Here is a 24,854-nt window from a genome sequence, read left to right on the forward strand (position 1 = left end):
CTCAAACTGACGGAGGGCCTGATCCGCAACTGTGTGGCTAACCGCCGACATCGCGGATCAGGCTGATCCGGCCATCCTCAAGACCATAGATGATGGCGCCCGAAAGCAGCAATTGGTCGCCCTGCTCCAGCGTGCTGCTGGGTAAGGTAACCGTGCCATAGGCGGTCAATCGATTGGTTAGCGCTGCGATCATCACGCCCGCTTCACTGTCGATCACCAGCTCGTGAATGGTCACATCTTCCCCGAGATTCTTCCGCAAGGGGCGATAAAGCTCCAAAATCGCGTCCCTGCCATGCAACGGTCGGGGTGCCGGCGATGCAGAAAACACCACATCCTCGTCATAATAGGACACGAAGCGTTCGTCGAAGCGCCCGAACAGCTTGAGATAATCGCGGAACTTGGCGCGGGTCATGCGGGGCGCCGTGACTGTCGGCGGCAAGGGATCACTCACCGAAGCAGATGGGCGGTCCAGGGCCGGCCCCTCGGCCGGGATAAATTCCGCACCATTTGCCACGGGTATGATTTCGGAAATGTAGCCGTTGGAAAGCCGGTAGAATTGCAGCGCATATTCCGGCTCGGCCGCTGCGCTCGCTCCCGGCGCATCAATCCTGTATTCGGCGGCCAGAAGAGTTCCACTATCATCACGGGCGAGCGTGCGCAGCGTGGTTTTCCGCGCAGGAACACTGCCAGGCAGCTGCGTGCCTGCCGACAGGTAATCTTGCTGACGCGGATCGCCTGTGTCCGCCAATGCCATAAATACCGCGAAGCGTTCGAATAGCGTATCGCGGTCCGCGATCGCCAAGGGGCCGGCAGCCTCAGCGCGGCGCGCCACAAGGGTTGTGGAATGGGCGGCAAAGGCCACCGCGATGCCTGCAAGAATCATCCGGCGGGAGGCAGGTAGCATGTTCAATCCCCTCTCCCGCTATCAATAACCGACTATCGAGGGGGGAGTAAATGGAAACCGCTAGAGCGGCCTTTCCTGCCCCCTATCGCGAGATTGAACATGAAGCGGCGGGATCAGCGAGCGTGACGCGTTAGCGCTGACCCCACAGGATGCACCACAAATCGCAAATTGAGGTCACTGGGCCGTATAAATCTCACGGCCTTCGAATATTGTCTTCAAGACACGGGTCTTGCCCACCTGTTCAGGCGAAACCGCAAACAGGTTCCGATCAAGCACGATCATATCTGCCATCTTGCCCACCTCAATCGACCCTGCCGTATCTCCCCAGCCCGCAACTGTCGCGCCGTTGCGGGTCGCAATTTCCAGCGCATCCGCAAGGGAGATGGACTCGTCGCCATGATCAAGCATGCCGCCAATCGCGGGAAACAGATTCGGCGAAGGAAGCATGACCCAGTCGCTACCGATTGTCATCGTTACACCGTGGTTCAGCAGGCTGCGGAAGGGCCATGCTCCGGCCAGACTTTCAGTCAGCGGCCCCTTGATCTGCCAGATCGCAGGAGACATTTCCGCCACAACGCCCAGTGGCTCCAGCCGAACGAGATCCTCCGGGGAAAAATAGAGGCTATGCGCAATTTCCGGCATCAGGCCCGATTGGCCATTCACCTTCCGCATCGCTGAAATGGCATCCAGCGCCACCCTGTTCGCCCCGGTTCCCACCGCATGCATCTTTACATGCAAGCCTTCTATATCGAAGCGCGTCAGAGCCGCCGCGATGGTTTCCGGCGAGGTATAAAGCTTCGATCGGTCGAAATGCCCATGCCCGTCCAGTTGCACGTCGGTATGATGCGGCTGAAGAGGTGAACCGTCGATCAGGAGCTTGACCCCGTCGAACGATATGCGGGGCGAGCGCAATTCCGCGCGCTTGGCAATTGTCTCTTCACTCTGCTCTATCGACATCATCGACACCGCCGGATTGCCCCAGAAGACGTGAGCAAGCGTGCGCAGGTTCCACAAACCTTCTTGATCGAGCGCGTGAAGCTGAAGGGCCATCGTTTCCGTGATCCCCGCATCCTGCACCGACGTAATTCCATATTCCGCACAAAGCGCAGCCGTATCGAGCAACGCCTGACGGACCGCTTCCTCCGAGAGTGGCGGCATATGTTGCGTGACCAGCCAGGTCGCACCGGCAAGAAGTTCGCCGGTCAATTCGCCATCATCGCGATGCAGAATCTTCCCGCCATCGGGATCGGGCGTGTCGCGATCGACACCGGCGATCTCCAGCGCTTTGCTATTGGCAAGCCCGTGATGATACGACCATTCGCGAATATAGACCGGCGTGTCTGGGAAAGCCTCATCCAGAAACTTGCGATCCGCATAGCCGTCCGGAAAATTGTCGCCGCGATACACGTCAGCGATGATCCATCCGTCTGGGCGCTTGCTTTCCGGGAAAAGCCAAAGCCTCATAACGCTTTGATTTAAGGGAGATTTCAGGAGAGTTATGGGCACCATTCCGGGAATTAAAACCGGGAATCACACGCTGAGCAGACCGTTTTTGGGACGATTTTTGAAGAGTATCAGCATGTTGAGATGTGTTGGTGCCAGAAGAGGACCGTGATTTAGATCATAAAACCCTGAATATTAATGTAAAAATAAAAATACTTCCGGCAAAGGCCCCCAAAAAAGCCCCTAAATCACATTCATAGAAGCGATTTCAACGTACTAGATTGCCGGTAGCGGCCCTCGATTTAGTCGGTCTCGCGCAGTGCGCCAGCTTGGCATGTGTAGATCAAGAAGGTCAATGAACCGCTCGCTGTGGTTTGGGATCACGAAATGCGCAACTTCATGCAGAGCGACATACTCAAGGCACTCCACGGGGAACTTTGCCAGCTCTAGGTTAAGCCGGACCGTGCAGCGCGATGGGTTGCTGCTACCCCATTTGGTTTTCATGCGCTGAATGGCAAAGCCGCTTATTTTAACGCCCAGGCGTTTGGTCCATTTGGCTAGAGCGATTTCTGCTCTCTCACGTAATTCAGCCCGATACCACTCCGACAAGGCCGCCTCGCGCTGCTCGATTGGAGTTTCGCGTGGCATCGTCAATTCAAGTGTGCGGTGGCCTAGCGCGACCGATGGCTTGGTTCCACCTTCCTTGATTGTCAGTAGATAGCGTCGTCCCCAGACGTAATGGCTTTCGCGCTCCAGATACTCGCGCGGTGCCTCCCGTGCTTGCGCTGCCAGTTTGCCCTGGTTCCGTTTGATCCAGCCGATCTTGCTGGCCGCAAATAGGCGAACGTTGTCGAGGGACATGCGACGCGGGGCAGAAATGCGAACCCGCCCCGTCGGTGGATGGACGCTCAGGTGGACATTCTTGATGTCCTTGAAGGTCACATCAACTGGGACCCCACCAATGTCGAGCACCGCGTTCATCAGTATTCCGGTTGCGCCTTGATGATGGTGAAAATGCGTTCCACTTCGTCCTCACTTCCGAGGATGGCGTAGATTGCGGCTTTGATGGCACGCTCTTTCGGTTCGACACCGCGCCACCCGTCGGGTCGATTTGTCTTTACCGCTGCGTCAATCTCAAGAGCCAGCTCCTCGTTCTCGCCGAGATTATTGTAGAGCGCACGTTTTCCTGGCGTGTTCAGTGTGGGCGGTGCCGTATCTCCTTTGCCCTGGGCCATGTCAGTGATGAGGTCAGCGATCTGCTTGAGATAGTCCTCATATTCGACGGCCTTGGCTTTTCGAGCCTTTATGATCTCGTCCAGGAGGGCAGAGATTTTCTCGTAATACGCTGGGTCGTTGAGGTGTTCCTTGATGATCTTCGCGCGAACATTGTTCTCGATCGTCTCAGCGACAGCCTCTCGGTCTTTCATTCCGCTTAGCTGGCCTGCAATTGCGTCGGCGATCCCGCTTTTTACGACCAGGTCGAGCAAGCTCATGTTGTCGAACGGTGAGATTTTGCGCGGCTCTTCGGCTTCGATGTAAGTGTCGATCAGGTGCCGCATATCGGCTTCGTAAGCCTTGAGGTCGAGCACCTCGCCGCTGGCATGGCGAACGGTATCGCGGACGCTGACGGCGTTTTCGACCTTCTTCTTGATGTCCGCGATTTCGGCGTCGCTGTAACCCGCGTCCGCCATCTCATCCGCAATGCCGGCGAAGGCACGAACAAGCGAGGCGACCGCCTTGTAAAGAGCTGCTCGTTGCGGCTCGCGCTCGGCAAGATCGGTCGCGATTTCGGTATTTCCGCAGAAGTAATGGATGTGCTGCAATTCACCCTTTGGAGGCTCGACGGGCTCACAGACGAGTGCAATGACCTCCAGCGCCTCATCCAGGCGCTCACGGCCCTTTTCCAGCCGATCCTTCATAAGCACCTCTGGATCGGCCCCGTCTGCGGTGGTGTCGATCTGCGAGGTGTAGACTGCGATGGCCTTATTCACCTTCTTCAGAAGGCTCATATAGTCCACGATATAGCCGTACTCCTTGTCGTCACCGTCCAGCCGGTTGGTGCGACAGATGGCCTGAAACAACCCGTGATCCTGCATCGATTTGTCGATGTAGAGATAGGTGCAGCTTGGCGCGTCAAACCCCGTGAGTAACTTATCGACGACGACCAGCAGCTTCATGTTCGCTGGCTGCTTGATGAAGCGATCCTTGGCGGCCTCCTCATAGGACTCCGTCTTGGTCATACCCGGCATGGCTTCGACGTCTTTCAGAAGCTCCGTGTAAGTGTTGTAGATGAACTGCTTGTCGGTTTCGGAGTTGGCCCCGGTGTCTTCCTTGGTCACGTCCTGCGCGTTCGGATTGTAGGAGGTGACTACCGCACAACGGCCTTTCAGTTCGGTCTTCTGGAACGCTTCGTAATATTTGCACGCCTCGTAGATAGATGACGCGACAAGGATGGCATTGCCACGCTGGCTGGATAGGCGCGGTTTCACGCTGAAGTCGAATATGATGTCCTGCACCACTCGCTCCATGCGCGAGCGCGAACTGAGCACGTGTTGCATCGTGCCCCATTTCTTCTTCAGCTCATCCTTTTGCCAGTGATTGAGGCCCTTGGTCTTTGCATCGAACCACGCCTCGATTTTATCCTCCGAGCCAAGCTTCTGATCGATGTCGCGCGCCTCGTAAATGAGATCCAGCACGACCTCGTCCTCCACTGCCTCGCTGAACTTGTAGGTGTGGATGTAGTGGCCGAACACTTCCAGGCTGGTCTGCTTGTCGCGCTTCAACAGCGGTGTGCCGGTGAAGCCGATGAAGACCGCATTCGGCATGATCGCCTTCATCGCTCGATGCAGCTTTCCGCTTTGCGTGCGGTGGCATTCGTCAACGAATACGAAAAGCTCGCCGACCGTCTGGACGGGGTTGTCTTCCAATTCCTTGATGAAGGCGTCGAAATCGTCACCGCCCTTTTTGCCGAACTTGTGAACGAGCGAGCACAGGAGCCGAGGCTTGGCTTCGGCCAGTCTCGACATCAGATCTCGGCCGCTGCTGGTGCGGTGAATGTGTTCGCCAGCGTCGTCGAACACGCGCTTGATCTGCTTGTCGAGTTCATCGCGGTCGGTGATGATGGCGACGCGGGCGTTGGGATTGTTCTCGACGATCCATTTGGCGAGCATGACCATGACGATGCTCTTGCCGGAGCCCTGGGTGTGCCAGATGATGCCGCCCTTGCGTGCGCGCACGTGCTCTTGCGCCGCTTTGATCCCGAAATATTGATGCACGCGGGGCAGTTTCTTCACGCCGCCATCGAACAGCACGAAATCGTGCATCAGTTCGATCAGGCGATGCTTGTCGCAAAGCTTGGCGAGATATTTGTCTAGCTTGAAACCGGCGTTGTCGGCCTCGTCCTCTTTCCATTTCAGAAAGAATTTTTCCGGGGTGCCGATGGTGCCATACTGCATGCCTTCGGAATCACTGCCTGCGAAGACGATCTGCACTGTCGAGAAGAACCAGGCGTTGAATTCGGGACGCTGATTGGAGAGGAGCTGGCGGATGCCGTCGCCGATGGTGACGCGGCTGTTCTTTAGCTCGATCACGCCGATGGCGATGCCGTTGACATAGAGCACCAGATCGGGGCGACGCTCCAAACCGCCTTTTAGCGTCACCTCCTCGGCGATGGCGAAATCGTTTTTCGTCGGTTCGGCCCAGTTGATGAGGTTCACCGTTTCGGTCGGCTTCCCGGCCTCCACCTGCACATCAATGCCGTAGCGGAGCAGACCATAGACCGCCTGATTGTTATCGTAGAGACTGCGATGGGTGTTGCTGGCTTCGGTGCGCAGCTTGAAGAGCGCGGCGCTGATCTGGGCGTCGCTATAGCCAGCATGGCTGAGATAGTCGGTCAGCAATTTCTCTTCGATATTGCTGTTGCCTTCTCGATCCTTCCAGTCGCCCAGGTAGGTCCAGCCCAGCTCGTCGCGGAACAGGCCGATAAGACGCTTCTGCGTCACCACCTCCGGCTTGCCGACAAAATCGCTCATATCAGCCTGATCCTCCCGGTGAGCAATTCCTGCATCATGCCCTGCTTGATCTGACGGGCTTTTGCGAGGCGGATTTCTAGGGCTGAGAGCTCTTTGCCCATGTCTGAAAGGGTGCTGGCGATTGCACGCTGTTCCGATAGTTCGGGAACGGGCATTTCAAAATTCATCATATCCGAAGCATAAAGATGAAAGACCGTAGTTCCGGTGACCAACTTTAAAACCTGCTCTTCGTCGTGCCGGATCATATTACTCAAAAATGGTCCATGAAGAACGAGATCAGCTGGACGTATCACCAGAATGTCTCCACCCGCGACCACATTGTCCTGAAATAGCGCACTGGCCTTTGCCAACCCGCGAGGAGTGACATCAGAAGTTGGCATCAGAACATCATTTTTCATTGCCAGAAATGGATCGCTTACATCATTGGTGGAGCTGAAAATCTCTCCAATCTCGGCGCCATATTTTGTGAAGAGCTCGCCGTAATGAATGCAAGGATGAGCCCCAAACGTCGCAAGCGCCGATTTGGGAAGTCCTTTTCCTTTGTGAAATGTGGCCAAGTCCGCAAGGCGTTTCACAGGCCATTCATTGCTGAAGCCCGCCAAGCGCTGCCGTCCGGTGAGGAGCTCCTGCATCGCACCCTGTTTGATGGCGCGTTTCTTGGCGATGAGGCTTTCCAGCCCCTCAATCAGCGCATCCGCATCCGATAGCGCGGCGGCAATGGCTCGTTGTTCATGAGGCTTGGGTCTGGGAACCAAGACGCTCTTGAGCTCGGATTGGCCGATATTTGCTCTTACCGCACCCTGCCCCTTGGCGACAATCTGCGCCCGAACGTTCGGAGCGCGAAAAGCATAGCCTGAAAAGGTAGGGTCAAATGTTTCTGTTTTTGGGCGGCCTCGAATGACGAAACCACCAAAAACTGCGGCTGCGTCGTCGGAATAAACCGAAGCCAGCCCAACCTCTTCATGGGTTTCTGACGTGCGATTAAAGAGCACATCGCCTCGGCGGATAGCGTAGGCCTTCACGGAATCGCGGCTAAGAGTGACGCGCCCAGGTATGTCATCCACGCGGAGATGTGTTCGCGTGATGACTTCGAGCACATTTGCGAACGGTATGCCTCTCCCATAGGCTTGAGCATCTGCGTTCACGCCATTCTGGAAATGGTAGTGCTCGCCTAAGGGCACTGTTTCCCAATCTTGGGGTAATCGGTTGGCGGTCTGGGTCATCACCACGCGAACCCCATCGCTGTTAAGTGATCTGCTACCTTGCCCTCTAGATCAGTGACACGACTGGCAAGCTTAGGCATTGGAGTCTCATAACGCTCTGCCAAAACGCGCACGCGTTGGGTCAGCGACTGACTAACTCCATCAATTTCGCCGTGGATGTCGGCATTGATACGGGCCATCCATTTGTCATCGACCACAAGGGTCTTGATCTCCGCTTCGGTCAGTTCGGGATATTTGGCATAGGCGGCGGCATCCAGCTCAGCCTCTGCTGTTTTGATTGCTCTCCCAAGCGCGCCGCCCTCATCGAGCAGTTTGAGCATGTCGTCGATAACGAACACTTCCTGAAAGTCCGGGATGGCCTCAAGGAACTCCGCCTTGATGTCCTCTTCGGCGCCACCTTGCTTTTCGAGCTTGTCGTAGCGCTTGAAAAACCCTGCATCCAGTTCTCCCGCCAGAGCCTTGCGCCGGGCCTTCAGGAGCGCAGCCGCCACTTTGTCCTTGTCGTTGCGACCTTCGGCCAGCAGACCGTCTTCGCCGCTATGCTCCTCATCCAGTTCAGCAATGGCTGCGTTGGTAGCTTCCAGCTTGGCGTGCAGCTCGTCAATCTCCGCCTGTTCCTTGGCGAAGTAGCGAGCGACGATGTAGGACTTGGGTATCAGGTCGCAGGTCCAGCCCTTGTCCTTCTCCTTGCCCTTCTTGTCCTTCTCGATGATGCGGCTGGTCTCTGCCTTCCAGCCGTCCAGGGCGATGGCATAGACATCGTCCTGCATAGTCTCGGCCCAGTAATCCATCAGGTGCTGGTAGACGTCATATTTGTCGATCAGCGGCTTGCCTGTGTAGTGGGCAAGCAACCCTTCGGAGAGATTGAAAATCACATTCTTGGGATTGGAGCCGGGGGTCAGAGCCTTCAGCGCTTCGGAATTCTCATCCCGCCAAGCATCGAACTGCGCCGCCATCTTCGCGACGAAGTCAGAAAATTCCGAGTGCTCAAAGATGGTCGTTTTGATCGCGGCCTTCTCGACCGCAAGATCGAGGTAGCCGGGGCGCACCTCGGAAAACAGCGTGGACTTCAGGCCGGGGCAGACCTCCCAATAGGGTTGCAGTGCATCGATGTCCGCCTGCGGAATGCCGCCGCGCAAATGCCCCTCAATGTCCTGCCGGTCTTCGGTCTTCTGGCTGTCGATATATCGCGGCAGGTTCAGGTTGTAGTTGTTCTTCTCGATCTCGCTGTAGGGCACGGTTCGGGAATAGCCGGGTAGGTCGAGCGCCTTGTTGAAGGCGTCAACGATCTTGTGAATGTCCTGCGAGCGGAGACGGTTCTTGGGGCCTTCTTTCATGAAGCCTTGGGAGGCGTCGATCATGAAGATGCCTTTTCTCGCCTGGGCGTCCTTCTTGTCCACCACGACGATGCAAGCCGGAATGCCAGTGCCGTAGAAGAGGTTAGCGGGCAGGCCGATAATGCCCTTGATATATCCCTTGCGCACGAGGGCGCGACGAATGTCTGCCTCGGCATTGCCGCGGAAGAGGACGCCGTGCGGAAGGATACAGGCGCTAGAGCCGGTGCTTTTCAGCGAGCGAACGTTGTGCAGCAGATAGGCATAATCGCCCTGCTTTGCCGGCGGAATGCCGAAGCCTTTGAAGCGGGCATGAGGGTCATGCAGCGGATCCAGGCCCGTGCTCCACCGCTTGTCGCTGAATGGCGGGTTGGCAACCACGAAATCGAATTGCTTAATCGTATCGCCGTGCTTGAACTTCGGATCGGTCAGCGTGTTGCCTGGCGGCGCGATCTGCGCCGTGGGGTAATCGTGCAAGATCATGTTCATCCGAGCTAGGCCGCTCGTCGCTGAGTCCTTCTCCTGCCCATAAAGCGACACCTTGGCGCGGGCCTCGTCCCCGACTTTCAGGAGCAACGAGCCGGAGCCGCAAGTCGGATCGTAAACGGTGGTGTCGGTGCTGGTTTGAGCCTGACCGATACCAATGATCTGAGCCATGATGCGGCTGACCTCAGCAGGGGTGTAGAATTGGCCTTTGCTTTTGCCACTCTCGGTGGCGAAGTGCCGCATGAGATATTCATAGGCGTCGCCCAGAATGTCATCGCCCTCAGCGCGGTTTTTGGAGAAATCCAGCGCCCGGTTTTCGAAGATGGCGATCAGATTGGTGAGCTTCTCGACCTTTTCCTTCCCATCTCCCAGTTTTGTGGAGTCGTTGAAATCGGGAAAATCGGCCTGGTTGAGCTGCTCGTTAGCAGCAGCTAGCGGAGCGATAATGTGTTTGTTTATCTGGTCGCCAATGTCGGTCGCACCTTTCAGCGCAACCATCGCCTTGAAATCTGAACCGGCGGGTATCTTGATCGGCGCGTAAGGAACGCCCGAGTATTTGTCGCTGACGTATTTGATGAAGAGCAGGGAGAGAACGTAGTCTTTATACTGGCTCGCATCCATGCCGCCACGAAGCTCATCGCAGCTTGACCAGAGCGAGCTGTATAGTTCCGACTTCTTTAGTGCCATGCGCCTCTCGTCTCGTATAATTCCTACTGCCAGTTGCGGCATAGCAGGTGAAGCATTACATCGCCTCAAGGGACGCCCTAAAGGATCGAACCTCAGGCAACGATCTAGCGGGCCGCCGATACTTTCGCCCAGCGCTCTAGTCGCGCCTTCCCAATCGCTTAGCTAAGGAGCAGAGTAAAGCATTGTCATCAATTTCGGTGACATGCGACGAAACTTTCTCCCGAATAAGTTCCCCTTGCCTGCGAATGGGAACTTTCCCGTAGCTCGTAAATGTGGTGAGCACGCTTTCATGGCCAAGATTTTGAGACCACGCCTTCATTTGTTCCGGTGACAGGTTGAGCGCCATGGCGTGATGCACCAGCATGTCGCGGAAGCTGTGCGGGTTGAAATAGGGCAGTCCCGCCGCCGCGAAGGCCCGCTTGAATATATCACGGATCGGCCCGGTTGAGGCCCAGCCCTTGCGCGCCAGACCTTGCGGCTGGAAGCCGCCCGTCTCGCCAATACCGATCGCCGTTGCGGGAAAGAGCGGGTCGCCATCGCCCCAAAGATGATCCTCGCGCAATTCCTTTACCCATGCCTCCACAATTTCCAGCGCGCCCTCGCACACCGGCATGAAATAGGTGCGGAAACTCTTGGCGAATTTTGTGCGGACTTGCCGTGCATCCTGCTCCACAAAGCCATTGGCCAAATCGATATGGCCAAGCTGGAACGAAGCCAGTGCATTAACGCGCGCGCCAGTGAGAGCAGCAAAGGCCACCAGCGCCCGATCACGCCTTTCCAGCACTGTTTGGACGGGCATCGCTTTCAGGACATGTTCCACTTGCTCCACACTCGGCACCGGCTTCTCCCGGCTGGCGCGGGCAATGGCCGCATCCTTTTCGCTCAGATTGAAGTAATCGGCATCCGAATAGGCGATGCGCGCTTTGAACCCCGGCTCACGCGATAGCCATTCAAAGAAGGCTTTCAGATCGCGCAGTGCCGATTGAATGGTGGCCTTGCTGAGAGCCTCACCCGATCGGACATTGCGCGCGGCTCCCATGCGCTTCTTGAAAGCAATTGCCTGCTCACGGTGGAAGCACTTGAAGGCCTTCCAGCCGGTCGCCTCCTCAAACCGGGCAAGCGATTTCGCCACGCGGTCAATGCTGGCCGGATCGCGCCCCAATGCCTGCTCCAAATAGCGGAAATAATCGCGCTTAACGCGCTCGTTTTCAGCGTTGTGTTTCGTCATGTCTATTGGTCCTTTCCAGAGTCACAATTCAGGGAAGGCGGTTCACACCCAACTAGGCGTGGTGCTGCTTGCGAGATTTGAACGGTGATGCCGGGCATGATCCGCGCCAGATCAGCCTGCCGAGCGCGCCGATGCATCACGGCGCCGCACTGGCAACAAATCGCTTTCAGATTGCCCGTTCCGGGGCGCAGCGGGGAAAAATCCACCATGCCCAAGGCTGGCTCGCGCGGCTGGCGGCATCGCAGGCAATACATGGTGCCCGGTGGGCATGGCTGCCTCCGCTTGGCCTTTTGCTCCTCGAGAAAACGCCGAACATGCACACCCTGAAACAGATAGGGACGTTGGCCATCAATTGGGGCCAGGCCCTTTCTCTGCCAATTGCGAATTGTGCTTCTGCACACTCCCAATCGCTCGGCCAATTCATGCACGGTGTAGCTGTGATGTATCTTGACCTGCTTGGGGTTGACCCGATGCCGCGCCATCCGGTTCAGCCCTGCCCATTCACAAGCCGGTGGATCGATTCCGCCTTAATCAGTGTGCGACGGCCCAGCTTGAAGGCCTCAAGCCGTCCATTGGCGATCATGCTGTAAATTGAGGTGCGCCCGAGGCTTAGTGCCGCTGCGGCCTCATTGATTGAGTAGGCCAGCTTTTCCATTGTGCGATCTCCTGATTGGCTGGCGTGTGCCAGCGGATGCAGGAGAATCTGGACGACCTATTACGACCTGTCGGATTCAAACGGGCAGAAAGGGGCAGATACTATTCGCTCTCGCCCATGCGCTGCCACAAGAGGCGTGCCTTTTGGCGAACGGTGGATTCGCCAACCTTAATCTTGTTTGCGGCGAACCAATCGAGCATCGCTTTTTCGATGTCCGCCTGTGTCTTCGGATTTAGATCGCCCTGCCAGAGCTGAACGGCAATTTCCGCCCACATCCTGTCCCAATGCTCTGCACGCGGTTTACCGCCCACGTTCTTCACTGGCGGTTGCACATCGGCAGTCACACTGCCTTGGGGAAGCGCCTTTGCTTTGAAGTCATAGGAGGCAATTCTCAGCTTGGTATCTAAGGCGTCTCTCATTTGACGAAAAATGCCTTCAGTTGTGTCCCAAGCGCTTGGGTCTGGCTCTTTTCTTCCTCGTCCACTGGCCACTGTAGCGATCTTATGGACTTCGCCATGCTTCAGCTTGTCCAGATGCTCGTCACAAGCGACAGATAGCATGATGGCTGCTTTTCGTTCTTTGCTCACCGCTCCAAGCTGAGAAAGCAGCGTATCCAGCAACGTCTCCAAGTCCTCTCGGACAAGGCGCAAGAACTCCTTGATTGTAGCACCGGATTGCAGACACCCCGCCGCACTGTTCCGCGCGCATACTTGGTTCGCAATCTTGTTCGCACGCTGAAGGGCTTGACCAAACTCATAGTCTAGTATCAGCTCAATTTGCTCGCGTTCGTCTTTGGTCATTACTGCACGGTTTTATCCGCGCACGCTCTAGAGTCCAGCTGCTCAGGCCGCTCCGGATCGATCAAAGGGCCGGATAGTCGCACCAGAGCGCAAGGCTTCCAAATGGTCACTCCACCATTGCGCCATAGCCACGCGCTCTTTCCAATAGGGTGAGCGGTTATAGGTGCCGCGAATGGCGTTCTTGTCCGCGTGCGAAAGCGCCCGCTCGATTGCATCTGGATTCCACTTGCCGCTTTCATTCAAAAGCGAGCTTGCCGTTGTCCGGAAGCCATGGGCCGTCATTTCTGAACCGCCATAACCCAGCCGCCGCAAGGCCCCGGTGATCGTGTTTTCCGACATGGGCCGATCTTTGGAGCGGACCGACGGAAAGACGTAAACCGAATGGCTGGAGAGTCCCTGCATCCGCTGGATCAATTCAACCGCTTGCCGGGACAGGGGAACAGCATGATCGCCCCGCCGCTGCTTCATGCGCGATTCCGGAATTGTCCAAACTGCCCTTTCCAAATCCAGCTCCTGCCAACGCATTTGCCGGACTTCACCGGGCCGCTGAAAAACATGCGGTGTCAGTTGAAGGGCAACCAGCGTGGCCGGTTCGCCAGAATAAGTGTCGATCGATCGCAAGAGCTGGCCCAGCTCCGCCGCATCGGTAATTGCCGCGTAGTGCTTCACGATCGGAGCAGCCAAGGCCCCGCGTAAGGCATGGGCCGGATCGGCATTCGCGCGCGCCGTAGCAATGGCGTAGCGAAACACGCGGCTGGCAAAGGAACGAATGCGGTTCGCTGTTTCGCGTTTGCCCGCATTCTCCACCTTACGCAAAGCGAGCAAGATTTCGTGCGGGGTAATCTCCGCTATCGGAAGTTTGCCGATGCTTGGACGCAAATGATCCAGAAACCAGCGGCTCTTGGTAAGGGTGGCTTCAGCCAAGCCCTCCTTTTTCCGCTTGTCGAGATATTCCTCCGCAATCGCCGCGAAGCTATTCTCAGCGCCAAGTTTTGCCGCAACTTTTTCCTCTCTTTTGCGTCGCGCCGGATCAGCACCCTCCGCAAGGGTAGTGCGCGCCTCATCCCGCAATCGCCGCGCCTCTTTCAGGCTGATTTCTGGATAGGCCCCCAAGGAGAGCTTCTTCTCCTTGCCGTTTATCCGGAATTTGACGCGCCAAAGCTTGGAACCTTTGGCTGTCACAAGGAGGTACAACCCCTTCTCATCCGCCAATTTCCAGTCTTTTTCGCGGGGCTTGGCTGCACGAATTAAAGTGTCGTTAATCGCCATTGGGGGCCTTTTCCTGCCAGAGAGGCCATTTCAGACCCCATTGATCACAAGAAGGCCCCCGCAAAAGCCCCCATCGCAGCACGATTGCCAGCGAGTGAAGGTGAACATTGGCGACGGCCAAGGCATGGTTTTTGGCAGAAAACTGCGGTTTTTTCAACCACTAGCGAACAGCTATGTTCAGGAAAATGGTGCCCAGAAGAGGACTCGAAGGAGCGGGGTAATGCATTGTTTTTATTTGTCTAATTCATGGACTTTCTAAACCTTAACCATCACGCTGACCATCAGCTCGGTGCGCTGTAGTGGTTCGAAGCCCAACCAAGGAATTTCGCGCCGATTAATCTGATCTCCCTGCTGAGTCGCAGTCTGGTACTGGCGGGTCGAAAAGTTAAGTCTCTCATGCCTAGCCGGATGACAAAAAATTCAGCCGGTCGGATCGCGCGATGGTCGATCATGATGACGCGAGGCACAGACTTGCCCGCGCGCTTTGTTAAACTTCGTGGAAAGACTTCCGGCCGAAAATGTAGGTTGCTCGAACGTCAGCGCTTTTTCTTAGATGCATGTTCCGTTGGTGAGCAATCGATGTGTCGCGGTGATCGCTCGTCCAAGAATTGAAGCAGATCAATTGATCTCTCTGTGATGAAATCACATTTCGACCTTAGAGATTGTTCTTTCATAGCAAAGTTTCTGCTGCTACCGGACTGTCGATGACCCGGCTCTTTGCCCGCTCCCTCATGCTGCAGCTTCTCACGCTGTGCGCTGCATTCGGCGTCCTTTGGGCACCGGTTGCGGAAGCGGCTGAATGCGCAGGAGAGCCTCCGGTAGCCTCCCAACTCGAGCAGCATGACGAGCCGGGGAACGACGACAAGGGACCGGAGAAGCATGGCACCTGCGCACATGGTCATTGCCATCATGCCTCACAGGCCATCGACAGGTCGTCGGAGCCCTTTGCCCGGGGATTGGTCACAAACGTGCTACGCGCAGCGGCCCAGTCCTCGCTCGGCTCCGGCCTGATAGAACTGGCCACCCCCCCTCCTCGCGCCTGACGTTCGCCGCGCGTCGGATTTCTTTCCGACACCGATCTGAACGTCAGCAGAGGAATTCCCATCCATGTTCGCCATCTCGTGGCGAGCGGTCCCCTTCTGGGGGCTGATACTCGCCCTGTCCTCGGGCCCTGCCAGTGCGCAGGACCCGCGTGTCGTCACGCTCGACGACGCCCTTGAACTTAGCGGGGTCGCCGAACAGGCCGACTCCGTCACCAATCCTCGCCTCGTGGGTCCCCGGGCTGAAACTGAGGCTGCCGCCGCACTTGTCGACCAAGCTCGCCTCAGGCCCAATCCCGAGGTGTCCTTCGAGGTCGAAAACGTAGCCGGCAGCGGTGCGTTTTCCGGCCTTCAATCGACCGAATATACGCTTTCCTTGGGGCAGCGCCTGGAGCTCGGTGGCAAGCGCTCCGCTCGGATCGGTGCGGCCGAGGCACAGGCCGAACTGGCTTCTCTCCGGGCCGACCTGACCACGGCGGAACTCGGGCAACTGGTGCGCGAGCGATACCTAGCGGCTGCTGCTGCGGCCGCCCGGGTCGAACTTGCCGAGGATGTGGTTGCGCGAAACGAGGAACTGGCACGCATAGCCGGTGTCCTCGTGGAGGTCGGTCGCGAGCCGCCTCTGCGCGCGCTGCGCGCGGATGCGGCCCTTGCCGAGGCGCGCGCGCGCCTGTTGGAGGCTGAGGCGGAGAGCCTGTCGGCGCGGACAGCGCTCGCTGTTCTATGGTCTGGCGGTGAAGCGCCACTCGTTCCGACGGAATTTCCGAATATCGTCCCGCCCGCTTCGCTGATGGCGCAGGCCACGGGAAGCCTGACCTATCGAGTTGCGCGCGCCGAGAGCACTGCCGCGGCGGCGGAAATGGAGCGGCAGCGAAGCCTGCGTATTCCGGATCCGACGGTTTCCGCAGGCGTGCGGCGCTTCGAGGAAAGCGGCGACAACGCGTTCCTCATCGGCGTGTCGATCCCTCTGCCCTTCCGGGATCGGAATCAGGGAAACATCGCTGCTGCCGAGGCTCGATCGCGGGCGGCGAACGCGCGCGAAGCCGTCGCACTCGCGGATTACGAGCAGTCCGTCGCCACCGCGCGGGCGAGGTATCTCGGGGCCCAAGCTAGGGTCGAGACACTATCGCAGACATCGCTCCCGCAGGCGGAGGAGGCGCTGCGCCTCGTCCGCATCGGATATCGCAACGGACGTTTTCCCCTGATCGAGGTTCTCGCGGCCGCACAGTCACGCGACACGATCCGCGAGACGCTCATCGCCGCCCGTGAGCAACGGGGCCTGGCCGCAGCCGAACTCATCGCGCTGGCCGCACAGTGAAGGATATTCCCATGACACGCAGAAAGCTGGCGATCCTCGTCGGTATCGTGATCGCGATCGGCGCGCTGACGCTGATCTTCTGGCCGACCGCCGAGGTCGACGACCATCCGCATGAGGAAGCCGAAGCCGAGACACCCGAGGGGGTGGTCACCCTGAGCGACGAGCAGATCAGCGAGGCCGGGATACAGTTGGCCCCAGTGCGGTCTGGAGCCGCTGTCGAACTCGTCTTCCCAGCGACCGTCGCTGCAAGCCCCTCCGCATCCGCTCGTATCGACGCCCGCGCCTCGGGTGTCGTCCGCTCCGTGGGCAAGACGCTGGGCGATTATGTTGCGCGCGGCGAGACCGTCGCCCGCATCGAGAGCGCGGATGCCGCTGCTCTCGCCTCGCAGCTCAGCGCCGCACGCGCGCGGATGAGCGAACTGTCCGCCGCCTATGAACGCGAACGGCGTCTGTTCGATGAGAATGTAACGGCTCGCCAGGATCTAGAAGCTGCGCAGGCCAATCTCAGCGTAGCCCGCTCGGAACTCCAGCGGGCGCAAGCCGCAGTAGCGGCAGCTGGCGTCAGCGGCGATGGGCGTTCACTGGCAGTCACCTCTCCCCTGGCTGGCAGGATCACCGCAGCACCGATCGTGCTCGGAACCTTCGTAGATGCCGGCGAGGAACTCTATCGCGTCGTCGATCCCAACGGACTTCAAATCGAGGTGGCGCTGCCTTCTGCCGAAGCCTCGCGCATCCAACCTGGCGACGAGGCGATGCTGGTCGTCGGGGACGGTCGGGAAATCGGGGCCCGGGTTCGTTCGGTAACGCCCTCGCTCGATCCGGAGAGCCGCAGTGCCACTGCGGTCCTGTCGTTGTCGCGCGGCGTGCCGGGGCTTCAGCCGGGCGCGTTTCTCCAAGCGCGGATCAGGCCTTCGGCTGAGATCGACAGCGACGGCATCGCGGTGCCCGAGGACGCCATCCAGGTGGTCGAAGGTCGCGACGTCGTCTTCGTCCGGACGAAGACCGGCTTCCAGGCTCGCGACGTTGAGCTTGGAACACGATCCGCTGGTCAAGTGACGATCCTTTCCGGTCTTCGGGAGGGATGGCGGATCGCTGTCGGCAACGCCTTCCTGCTCAAGGCCGAACTCGGGAAGGAGGGCGCAACCCATGGTCACTGAGACTCAGACCGAGCCCGCCGTGGACACCCATGCCGATACGGGCAGTCATCGCCACGGTTTGATCGGGGCTATCCTCGACATCGCCGTGCGGTTCCGCTGGGCAGTCATCGTCCTCACCGTTTTCGCCGCAATTTACGGCGCCATGAACCTTCTGCGCCTGCCGATCGATGCGGTGCCGGACATCACCAACACGCAGGTGCAGATCAACAGCAGCGCCCCGGCGCTCTCTCCCTCGCAGGTGGAGACGCAGGTGACCTTCCCCATCGAGACCGGGCTTGCCGGGATCGAGGGACTCGAGATGACCCGCTCGATCTCGCGCAATGGCTTCAGCCAGGTCACCGCGATCTTCGAAGAAGGCACCGACATCTACTTCGCGCGCCAACAGGTGAACGAACGGCTCGCCCCGATCGGCGCCTCGCTGCCGCAAGGGGCGGAGCCCACGATGGGGCCGATCTCGACCGGTCTCGGCGAAGTGCTGATGTACACGATCGAATACGAGCATCCGGCAGGTCGCGGGGCACCGACCGGTCGCCGGACGGGCTGGCAGTCGGACGGCAGCTTCATCACTGAACGGGGCGAGCGGCTCGATAGCGATGTGGCCAAGGCAGCCTATTTGCGCACGGTTCAGGACTGGGTCGTCGCGCCGCTGATGCGCTCGATCGACGGGGTGGCAGGCGTGGACTCGATCGGTGGCTACGAGAAGCAGTTCCTCGTCCGACCTGACCCCGCCCGTCTCACCGGATACGGTTTGTCTTTTGACTCGCTGATCGAGGCACTGGAGGCTGCGAACCTCGCCGAGGGCGCCAACTTCGTGGATCGTGCCGGAGAGGCCCTGCTCGTTCGTGTCGATGCGCGACTTGGGAGCACGCAGGACATCGAACAGGCGGTCGTTGCCACCCGCGAGGGTGTTCCGATCCGGATCGGGGATGTCGCCTCGGTTCGCATCGGTGGTGACCTGCGAACCGGTGCTGCCTCGCTCAATGGCGAGGAGGCGGTCGTGGGCACGGTCCTCATGCGCAGCGGCGAGAACAGTCGCACCGTGGCTGCCGCCTCGGCTGAGCGACTGGACGAAGTCCGCGCCTCGCTCCCTGCCGGAGTGGTCGCCGAGATCGTCTACAACCGCTCGTCGCTTGTGGATGCGACCATCGCGACGGTTGAGAAGAACCTCGTCGAGGGCGCGCTGCTGGTGATCGCAGTCCTGTTTCTCATGCTCGGCAATATCCGGGCAGCGATCATCGCCGCATTGGTCATCCCGATATCCATGCTGATGGCCGCCGTGGGAATGAACAGGCTGGGTGTCTCAGGCAACCTGATGAGCCTCGGGGCACTGGACTTCGGACTCATCGTCGATGGCGCAGTCATCATCGTTGAGAACAGCGTTGCGCGGCTCGCCGCCAGACAGCACCGCGAGGGCAGACTGCTCAGCCTCGGCGAACGGCTGACCGAGACCCGGCTGGCCGCGCAGGAAATGATCAAGCCGACCGTCTACGGTCAGGCGATCATCCTGCTGGTCTATGCTCCGCTGCTCACCTTTACGGGCGTTGAGGGCAAGACGTTCTCGCCGATGGCCATCACGGTCATGCTGGCGCTCGCCTCGGCCTTCGTGCTGTCGCTGACCTTCGTCCCGGCGATGATCGCGGTGCTTCTTAATCGCAAACTGACCGAGAAGGAGGTCAAACCTGTCCGGGTCGTGAAGGAGCGCTACGGCCCGGCGGTGCGCCGCGCCATCACACGTCCATGGCCCGTAATAGGCGCGGGTGCCGGGCTCTTCGCCATAGCGGCTTTCGTGTTCACGTTCCTCGGCAGCGAGTTTACGCCGCAGCTGGATGAGCGAGACATCGCGGTTCAGTCACTGCGTATACCGTCGACCTCGCTCGAGCGATCGCTCGCCATGCAGAGACAGGTGGAGGACAGGCTAGAGACCTTCCCGCAAGTCGAACTGGTCTTCTCGCGCACCGGTACGGCCGAGGTCGCGAGCGATCCGATGCCGCCGAACGCGTCCGATGCCTACGTCATCTTGAAGCCGCGCGAGGAGTGGCCCGATCCCGACCTGTCGAAGGACGAACTCGTCGCCCAGATGGAGGACTCGCTCAGTAGTCTGGTAGGCAACCTCTACGAGTTCAGCCAACCCATCGAACTGCGCTTCAACGAGCTGATCGCGGGTGTTCGCGGCGACGTGGCGGTCAAACTCTACGGAGACGACCTGACCGCGCTGACCCGGTCAGCCGGAGAAGTGGCCGAGGTGCTCCGCGGCGTCGAGGGTGCTGCGGACGTCAAGGTACAGCAGGTCACGGGCTTCCCCACGCTCGACATCGCCTTCGATCGACCGACGATCGCCCGCTACGGCCTGACCGTGGAGGAGGTCGCGCAGTCCGTAGCTATCGCGCTGGGCGGTCGCCCCGCCGGACTAGTCTTCGAGGGTGATCGCCGCTTCGATGTCGTCGTGAGGCTCGAGGATGCGACCCGGGACGATTTCGATCAGCTCGGTGCCCTTCCCATCGTCCTCGAAAGCGGAGTCACGGTTCCGCTCCGCACGCTGGCAGACTTCCGGGTCGTTGACGGTCTCGCCGAGGTTCGGCGTGAGCAGGGTCGCCGCCTCGTAATCGTGTCGGCGAACGTGCGTGAACGCGATCTCGGTTCGTTCGTCGAAGAGGCCCGCGCAGGCGTCACCGAGGGCGTCGAGTTGCCGCCCGCCTCGTTCATCGAATGGGGCGGACAATACCAGAACCTCCAGGCTGCACAGGCAAGGCTCGCACTCGTCGTTCCGGTCTGCTTCGCGCTGGTGTTGCTGCTCCTGTTCATGGCGCTGGGTGGTTGGGTTCCGGCGCTCGCGGTGTTCAGTGCGATCCCGATGGCGCTGGCAGGCGGTGTTTTCGCCCTCGCCCTAAGGGGAATGCCGTTCTCGGTGTCCGCCGCGGTTGGCTTCATCGCCCTATCGGGTGTCGCGGTATTGAACGGGCTCGTGATGATGACCGCGATACGCCAGCGCCTCGAGAAGGGAATGTCGCTTGATGACGCGATCTCCGACGGAGCATTGGCGAGGCTGCGGCCGGTGCTGATGACAGCGTTGGTGGCCTCGCTCGGCTTTGTGCCGATGGCCCTTGCGACCGGCACGGGCGCGGAGGTCCAGCGTCCGCTGGCGACTGTCGTGATCGGCGGATTGATTACCGCGACTGCGCTCACGCTCTTCGTCCTGCCCGCGATCGCGCGGCTCGTGCTCAATCGATCAGATGATGAGCGCAGCTGGCGCGAGAAGTGGTGGGATCGCCTGCGTCGGAATGTGACCAGCGACGAGCAGCGCGAACTGACGGACATCGCATGATGGTCCAGGAAAGGAGAATACGATGTTGAGGATAGATGAAGAGAACGGGCTGCTACGCATACGCGCGAGTGGCGAACTCGAAAGCTCGGACTACGACGACTTCGTGCCTCGGTTCGAACAGCTTGTCGGGCGGAAGCCCGGCAAGCTGCCGATGGTAATCGAACTCGCGCCCGATTTTGCAGGCTGGGATCTCCCCGGACTTTGGCGCGATCTCAAATTCGACGCGCGTCACCGGGACAGCTTCGGCAGGATCGCCATCGTCGGCGATGCGAAATGGGAAGAATGGGGCACCAGGCTCTCCGATCCGCTCTTCCACGCCCAAATGAAGTTCTTTGAGCCATCCGAACGCCGGGTCGCCGAAATCTGGGCCCGATCTGGGGAGAGCATCGCATGAGCGGCGACCACGATATCGATCTCGGTTCAGCCGGGAAGCGCCGAACGTTGTGGATCGTGCTTTGGCTGAACGTCGCGATCGCAATAGGATTCTTCGTCGCGGGCTACTTCGCGGACTCGAACGCGCTCCTGGCGAATGGGCTCGACAACTCGTCCGACGCGATCGTTTATGCGCTGAGCCTGCTTGCGCTGACCCGTTCGCGCGTCTGGCAGCGTGGTGCCGCCCGGTTCTCAGGGGTCATGCTGCTGGTCTTCGCGGCAGGTGTCATTGCCGACGCCGTGCGCCGGTTCGTGGAAGGGTCGGAGCCTGGTGGCTTCATGATGCTGGCGATGGCGGCAGTGGCAGCCGTGGTGAATGTGATGTGCCTCCGGATGCTCCAGCGGACTGAGGGCAAGGACGTCAGCATGCGCGCAGCGACGACCTTCAGCTTCAACGATTTCATTGCCAATGGCGGGATCATCGTCGCGGGCATCGTCGTGATGCTCACCGGCGCCAACTGGCCCGACCTAGTGGTAGGCGTCGCGGTGGCATGCATCGCCTTATACGGCGGCGTCCAGATCCTGCGCGATGCACACATGGACATTCACGAGGAAGAAGGGAGCGAGCATCGGAAGGGGGATCAGTTCCTGACATGAGCACTCATCACACACATGGCGGGCATGGCAGCCACAGCCACGGCGAAGAGAATTTGAGCGATCGCCAGCTGATCTTCGCTGTCGCGATTAACGTCCTGCTCACGTTCGCTCAGATCGTCGGCGGAATCGTCTCGGGCTCGCTCGCGCTGATCGCTGACGCGCTGCACAATTTCAGCGATGCGGCTTCGCTCGGCCTTGCGTGGTTCGCCCGAAGGATAGGCAGGCGTCCGGCAGATAGGATGATGACGTTCGGCTACGCGCAGGGTGAGGTCGTCGCCGCGCTGATCAATTTGACCACGCTGCTTATTGTCGGCTTCTATCTGCTCGTTGAGGCTATCAATCGGTTCGCCGACCCGCAGCCTATCGAGGGATGGACGGTGATCGGTGTCGCTGGCGTTGCGTTGGTGATCGATCTGCTCACCGCCTTCATCACCTACCGCGGTGCCAAGGACAGCATCAACATGAAGGCTGCCTTTCTGCATAATGTGTCCGACGCGATGGCATCGGTGGGGGTGATCGTAGCGGGCGTTTTGATCCTGCTATACGATCTCTACGTGTCGGACCTGATCATTACCGTGATCATCGCGGGCTACGTGATCTGGCAAGGAATGACGCTGCTGCCGCGCACGATCCGGCTATTGATGGGCGCGGTTCCGGACGATTTGGAATTCGATCAGATTGTTGCGGCGCTGCGATCAACGGAAGGGGTGAAAGATGTGCATCACCTGCATATCTGGAGCCTCAGCGAGCATGTGCAATCGCTCGAAGCGCATGTTGTGCCTCAAGAAGGATCGCTGGAAGAATTCGAAAAGCTCAAGGCAAAGCTGCGTGCGATGCTGATAGCTCAGCATGGGATCGGTCATGCGACTTTTGAGGCTTGTCTGGCCGCCGATTGCGACAACCAGCTCGTTTCAGATCATGCTGCTCCTGATGATGGGGAGCATCACAACGATCAAGGCCGCGGCGCACCCGGAGCAGAGGAATCGTGAGTATCCTCGACAAGATGGAGGCCCGCGCACTCTACGACAATATCGCGACGCGATATGACCGCCTTCTATTCGGCTTTAGGCTGGTAGGGATCGGCCGGGAGCGGGAAGCGCTAATCAACGAACTTGGGCTCAAGACGGGGAACACGGTCATCGATTTGTGTTGCGGGACCGGCAAAAACTTCGAGAGCATCTTAAAGGTCATCGGAGCATCTGGGAGTATTATCGGGGTCGACCTTTCGCGCGGAATGCTCAGCAAAGCGCGGCGTAAAGCCGAGCGCGCAGGTTGGAGTAATGTTGAACTGATCGAAGCGGACGTGGAGGCATGGGATATCCCATCCGATGTCGATGCTGTTGTTTCAACTTTTAGTCTCGAGATGGTTCCCCAATATGCGCAGGTTATTGAAAGGACTTCCGCTGCTCTTCGCCCGGGCGGGCGGCTTGGCCTTCTGGGACTCAAATACCCAAATCGATGGCCGAAATGGCTCATCACTGCTGGTATTTGGCTGACACAGCGCTTCGGCGCGAGCGCTGACTATGCCGATTTTAAGCCTTGGGAAGCAGCGGCAGAGCATTTTGATATCATCAGCTTTCGGCAGTTGCTGGCTGGTGCCGCATACCGCTGCGTAGCGGCGCAGACATCGGAAAAGGTGCGAATGCCCGATGGCTCGTGATCGGCCTGATCCCTCGACTAATCCGGTTCTTAAAAGCGCCGTTGGCTTTGTGGCGATCGCCAAGTCTGCCTATTTCTGCATGCACTTGGCCGTAGCTGCGGCCATTGAACCGGCTTCCCAGTTTGTCGACAGCGTGGGTCCTTTCGAAGACAAATGGACAATAGCCTCTTCTAAATTGCGGAGGGGTTGTGCCATTTGAAATTCGTCAGCTTCGCTATGTCATTGCAGCTGCGGATCATGGCAGCTTCTACAGGGCAGCCCGCGCTCTCGATGTCGATCAGTCGACTTTAAGCCGGACGGTTCTGAAGTTAGAGCGTTCTCTCGGAAGTGAGCTGTTCATCCGGACGAGGGCTGGAGTAAGACTTACGAAGATCGGGCAGCAAATCTTGCGCAGCGCCCGGCCCATGGTCGCCAACGCGGACCGCATCCTCGCTACGACCCGCGCAGGTGGAAAAGGCCGCGCCGGCGGATTTACGGTTGGCTTCAACAGCTCCGTCTCAGCAGGCAATTTGCGCGCGACCTTGGTCTCGGCTTTACATGAAAACCCGGACGTCGAGATAGAAGGCGTGGAAGCGGACCGAAGCGTTCTGTTCGCAGGGCTCGACAGTGGCGAGATCGATATCACCATCATCATGGGCGAAGTTGACCGCGACGACTTCCGTCACGCCTCGTTCTGGAGCGAGCATGTCTTTGTCGCCATGTCGAACTATCATGCGCTGTCGGAGCGCGATGTCGTCAACTGGGTGGAATTGCGCGACCAACGCTTCGCGCTCCCGACGGCCGATCCCGGTCCGGAAATCCGCGACATGCTGATCGGGCGCCTTTGGCGGTCGGGCGCGCAGCCAGACATCCAGTTACACCCAGTAAGCCGCGAGACGATCCTCAGCATTCTCGGCGAGACTGGGATGTTGTCGGTCGCCTGCGAGGGTGCGACCGGAGCGCTTTATCCTGATGTCGTCTATCGGCCTGTGCATGGCGAACAGGGACCGGCGCTCATTGCCTATTCTGGATACTGGCGGAAAGACAACGCCAATCCTGCCCTGAAGCGATTCCTGGCTTTCGTCCGCAAGCGCTATGCGCTGTCGTTCGAGATCGGCACACAGGCTAACGAGAACATACTGTCTTCGGGAGAAGCACCATGACGCAAGGCAAGAGCGTGATGATGATGCTGATCGTTCTCGTCATCGGGTTTAGCGCGGGGTTCGTGCTACGAGCGAGCGCAGCATCCGCGCCTGCGGGGATGGCGGTTACATCGCGCGCTCAGCGCC

The 24,854-nt window shown here is 59.0% G+C and carries 19 protein-coding genes; 8 read left to right on the plus strand and 11 right to left on the minus strand.

The annotated features are described in order from the left end of the window. Positions 1 to 37: 37 nt before the first annotated feature. From GRI91_RS05970 to GRI91_RS06020, 11 genes are all read right to left on the minus strand, one after another. Positions 38 to 904: a nuclear transport factor 2 family protein gene (locus GRI91_RS05970; RefSeq protein WP_160735704.1), complete on the minus strand. Its 867-nt coding sequence runs from the start codon at positions 902 to 904 to the stop codon at positions 38 to 40. 174 nt (positions 905 to 1,078) lie between these two features. Beyond that, positions 1,079 to 2,368, minus strand: coding sequence for an amidohydrolase (locus tag GRI91_RS05975; RefSeq protein ID WP_237437686.1), 1,290 nt, complete (start codon positions 2,366 to 2,368; stop codon positions 1,079 to 1,081). A 255-nt stretch (positions 2,369 to 2,623) separates the two neighbouring features. Continuing rightward, complete coding sequence (locus tag GRI91_RS05980) at positions 2,624 to 3,328, minus strand: M48 family metallopeptidase (protein WP_160735706.1); 705 nt, start codon at positions 3,326 to 3,328, stop codon at positions 2,624 to 2,626. Continuing rightward, positions 3,328 to 6,378, minus strand: coding sequence for a type I restriction endonuclease subunit R (locus GRI91_RS05985; RefSeq protein WP_160735707.1), 3,051 nt, complete (start codon positions 6,376 to 6,378; stop codon positions 3,328 to 3,330). The genes GRI91_RS05980 and GRI91_RS05985 overlap by 1 nt, the downstream gene beginning before the upstream one ends. Next, the gene (locus GRI91_RS05990; protein ID WP_160735708.1) at positions 6,375 to 7,601 is read right to left on the minus strand and encodes a restriction endonuclease subunit S; all 1,227 of its coding nucleotides are present in this window, start codon (positions 7,599 to 7,601) and stop codon (positions 6,375 to 6,377) included. The genes GRI91_RS05985 and GRI91_RS05990 overlap by 4 nt, the downstream gene beginning before the upstream one ends. Continuing rightward, a complete protein-coding gene (locus tag GRI91_RS05995) occupies positions 7,601 to 10,108 on the minus strand; it encodes a type I restriction-modification system subunit M (RefSeq protein ID WP_160735709.1) in 2,508 nt (835 codons plus the stop codon). Before GRI91_RS05995 ends, GRI91_RS05990 begins: the two co-directional genes overlap by 1 nt. Before the next feature lie 136 nt (positions 10,109 to 10,244). Beyond that, positions 10,245 to 11,336: a tyrosine-type recombinase/integrase gene (locus tag GRI91_RS06000; protein ID WP_160735710.1), complete on the minus strand. Its 1,092-nt coding sequence runs from the start codon at positions 11,334 to 11,336 to the stop codon at positions 10,245 to 10,247. A gap of 2 nt (positions 11,337 to 11,338) precedes the next feature. Further along, on the minus strand, positions 11,339 to 11,818 hold the full coding sequence (locus GRI91_RS16380) for a helix-turn-helix domain-containing protein (RefSeq protein WP_160735711.1): 480 nt from the start codon (positions 11,816 to 11,818) through the stop codon (positions 11,339 to 11,341). Positions 11,819 to 11,823: 5 nt separating this feature from the next. After that, positions 11,824 to 11,991, minus strand: a complete 168-nt coding sequence (locus tag GRI91_RS06010; protein WP_160735712.1) for a helix-turn-helix domain-containing protein — start codon at positions 11,989 to 11,991, stop codon at positions 11,824 to 11,826. Between the two features lie 101 nt (positions 11,992 to 12,092). Beyond that, a complete protein-coding gene (locus GRI91_RS06015) occupies positions 12,093 to 12,791 on the minus strand; it encodes a hypothetical protein (RefSeq protein ID WP_160735713.1) in 699 nt (232 codons plus the stop codon). A gap of 42 nt (positions 12,792 to 12,833) precedes the next feature. Next, positions 12,834 to 14,060: a tyrosine-type recombinase/integrase gene (locus tag GRI91_RS06020; RefSeq protein ID WP_160735714.1), complete on the minus strand. Its 1,227-nt coding sequence runs from the start codon at positions 14,058 to 14,060 to the stop codon at positions 12,834 to 12,836. 1,107 nt (positions 14,061 to 15,167) lie between these two features. On the opposite strand from GRI91_RS06020, the gene GRI91_RS06025 reads away from it, so the two are divergent. From GRI91_RS06025 to GRI91_RS06060, 8 genes are all read left to right on the plus strand, one after another. Continuing rightward, positions 15,168 to 16,418 (plus strand): TolC family protein, encoded by a 1,251-nt coding sequence (locus GRI91_RS06025; RefSeq protein ID WP_160735715.1) that lies wholly within the window; start codon positions 15,168 to 15,170, stop codon positions 16,416 to 16,418. A gap of 11 nt (positions 16,419 to 16,429) precedes the next feature. After that, positions 16,430 to 17,575, plus strand: a complete 1,146-nt coding sequence (locus tag GRI91_RS06030; protein WP_160735716.1) for an efflux RND transporter periplasmic adaptor subunit — start codon at positions 16,430 to 16,432, stop codon at positions 17,573 to 17,575. A gap of 58 nt (positions 17,576 to 17,633) precedes the next feature. Continuing rightward, positions 17,634 to 20,897: an efflux RND transporter permease subunit gene (locus tag GRI91_RS06035; protein ID WP_160735954.1), complete on the plus strand. Its 3,264-nt coding sequence runs from the start codon at positions 17,634 to 17,636 to the stop codon at positions 20,895 to 20,897. A gap of 22 nt (positions 20,898 to 20,919) precedes the next feature. Beyond that, positions 20,920 to 21,291 carry a SpoIIAA family protein gene (locus tag GRI91_RS06040; protein ID WP_237437687.1) on the plus strand — a complete coding sequence of 124 codons (372 nt, stop codon included), beginning with the start codon at positions 20,920 to 20,922 and terminating at the stop codon, positions 21,289 to 21,291. Next, entirely contained in the window at positions 21,288 to 21,926 is a 639-nt protein-coding gene (locus GRI91_RS06045; RefSeq protein ID WP_160735717.1) for a cation diffusion facilitator family transporter, read from the plus strand. Before GRI91_RS06040 ends, GRI91_RS06045 begins: the two co-directional genes overlap by 4 nt. After that, complete coding sequence (locus tag GRI91_RS06050; protein ID WP_160735718.1) at positions 21,923 to 22,915, plus strand: cation diffusion facilitator family transporter; 993 nt, start codon at positions 21,923 to 21,925, stop codon at positions 22,913 to 22,915. Before GRI91_RS06045 ends, GRI91_RS06050 begins: the two co-directional genes overlap by 4 nt. Further along, complete coding sequence (locus GRI91_RS06055; RefSeq protein ID WP_337190330.1) at positions 22,912 to 23,586, plus strand: class I SAM-dependent methyltransferase; 675 nt, start codon at positions 22,912 to 22,914, stop codon at positions 23,584 to 23,586. Before GRI91_RS06050 ends, GRI91_RS06055 begins: the two co-directional genes overlap by 4 nt. 188 nt (positions 23,587 to 23,774) lie before the next feature. Beyond that, entirely contained in the window at positions 23,775 to 24,728 is a 954-nt protein-coding gene (locus GRI91_RS06060; RefSeq protein WP_160735719.1) for a LysR substrate-binding domain-containing protein, read from the plus strand. The last annotated feature ends 126 nt before the right edge of the window (positions 24,729 to 24,854 follow it).

The sequence above is a fragment of the Altericroceibacterium endophyticum genome, assembly GCF_009827595.1.
Lineage (GTDB): Bacteria > Pseudomonadota > Alphaproteobacteria > Sphingomonadales > Sphingomonadaceae > Altericroceibacterium > Altericroceibacterium endophyticum.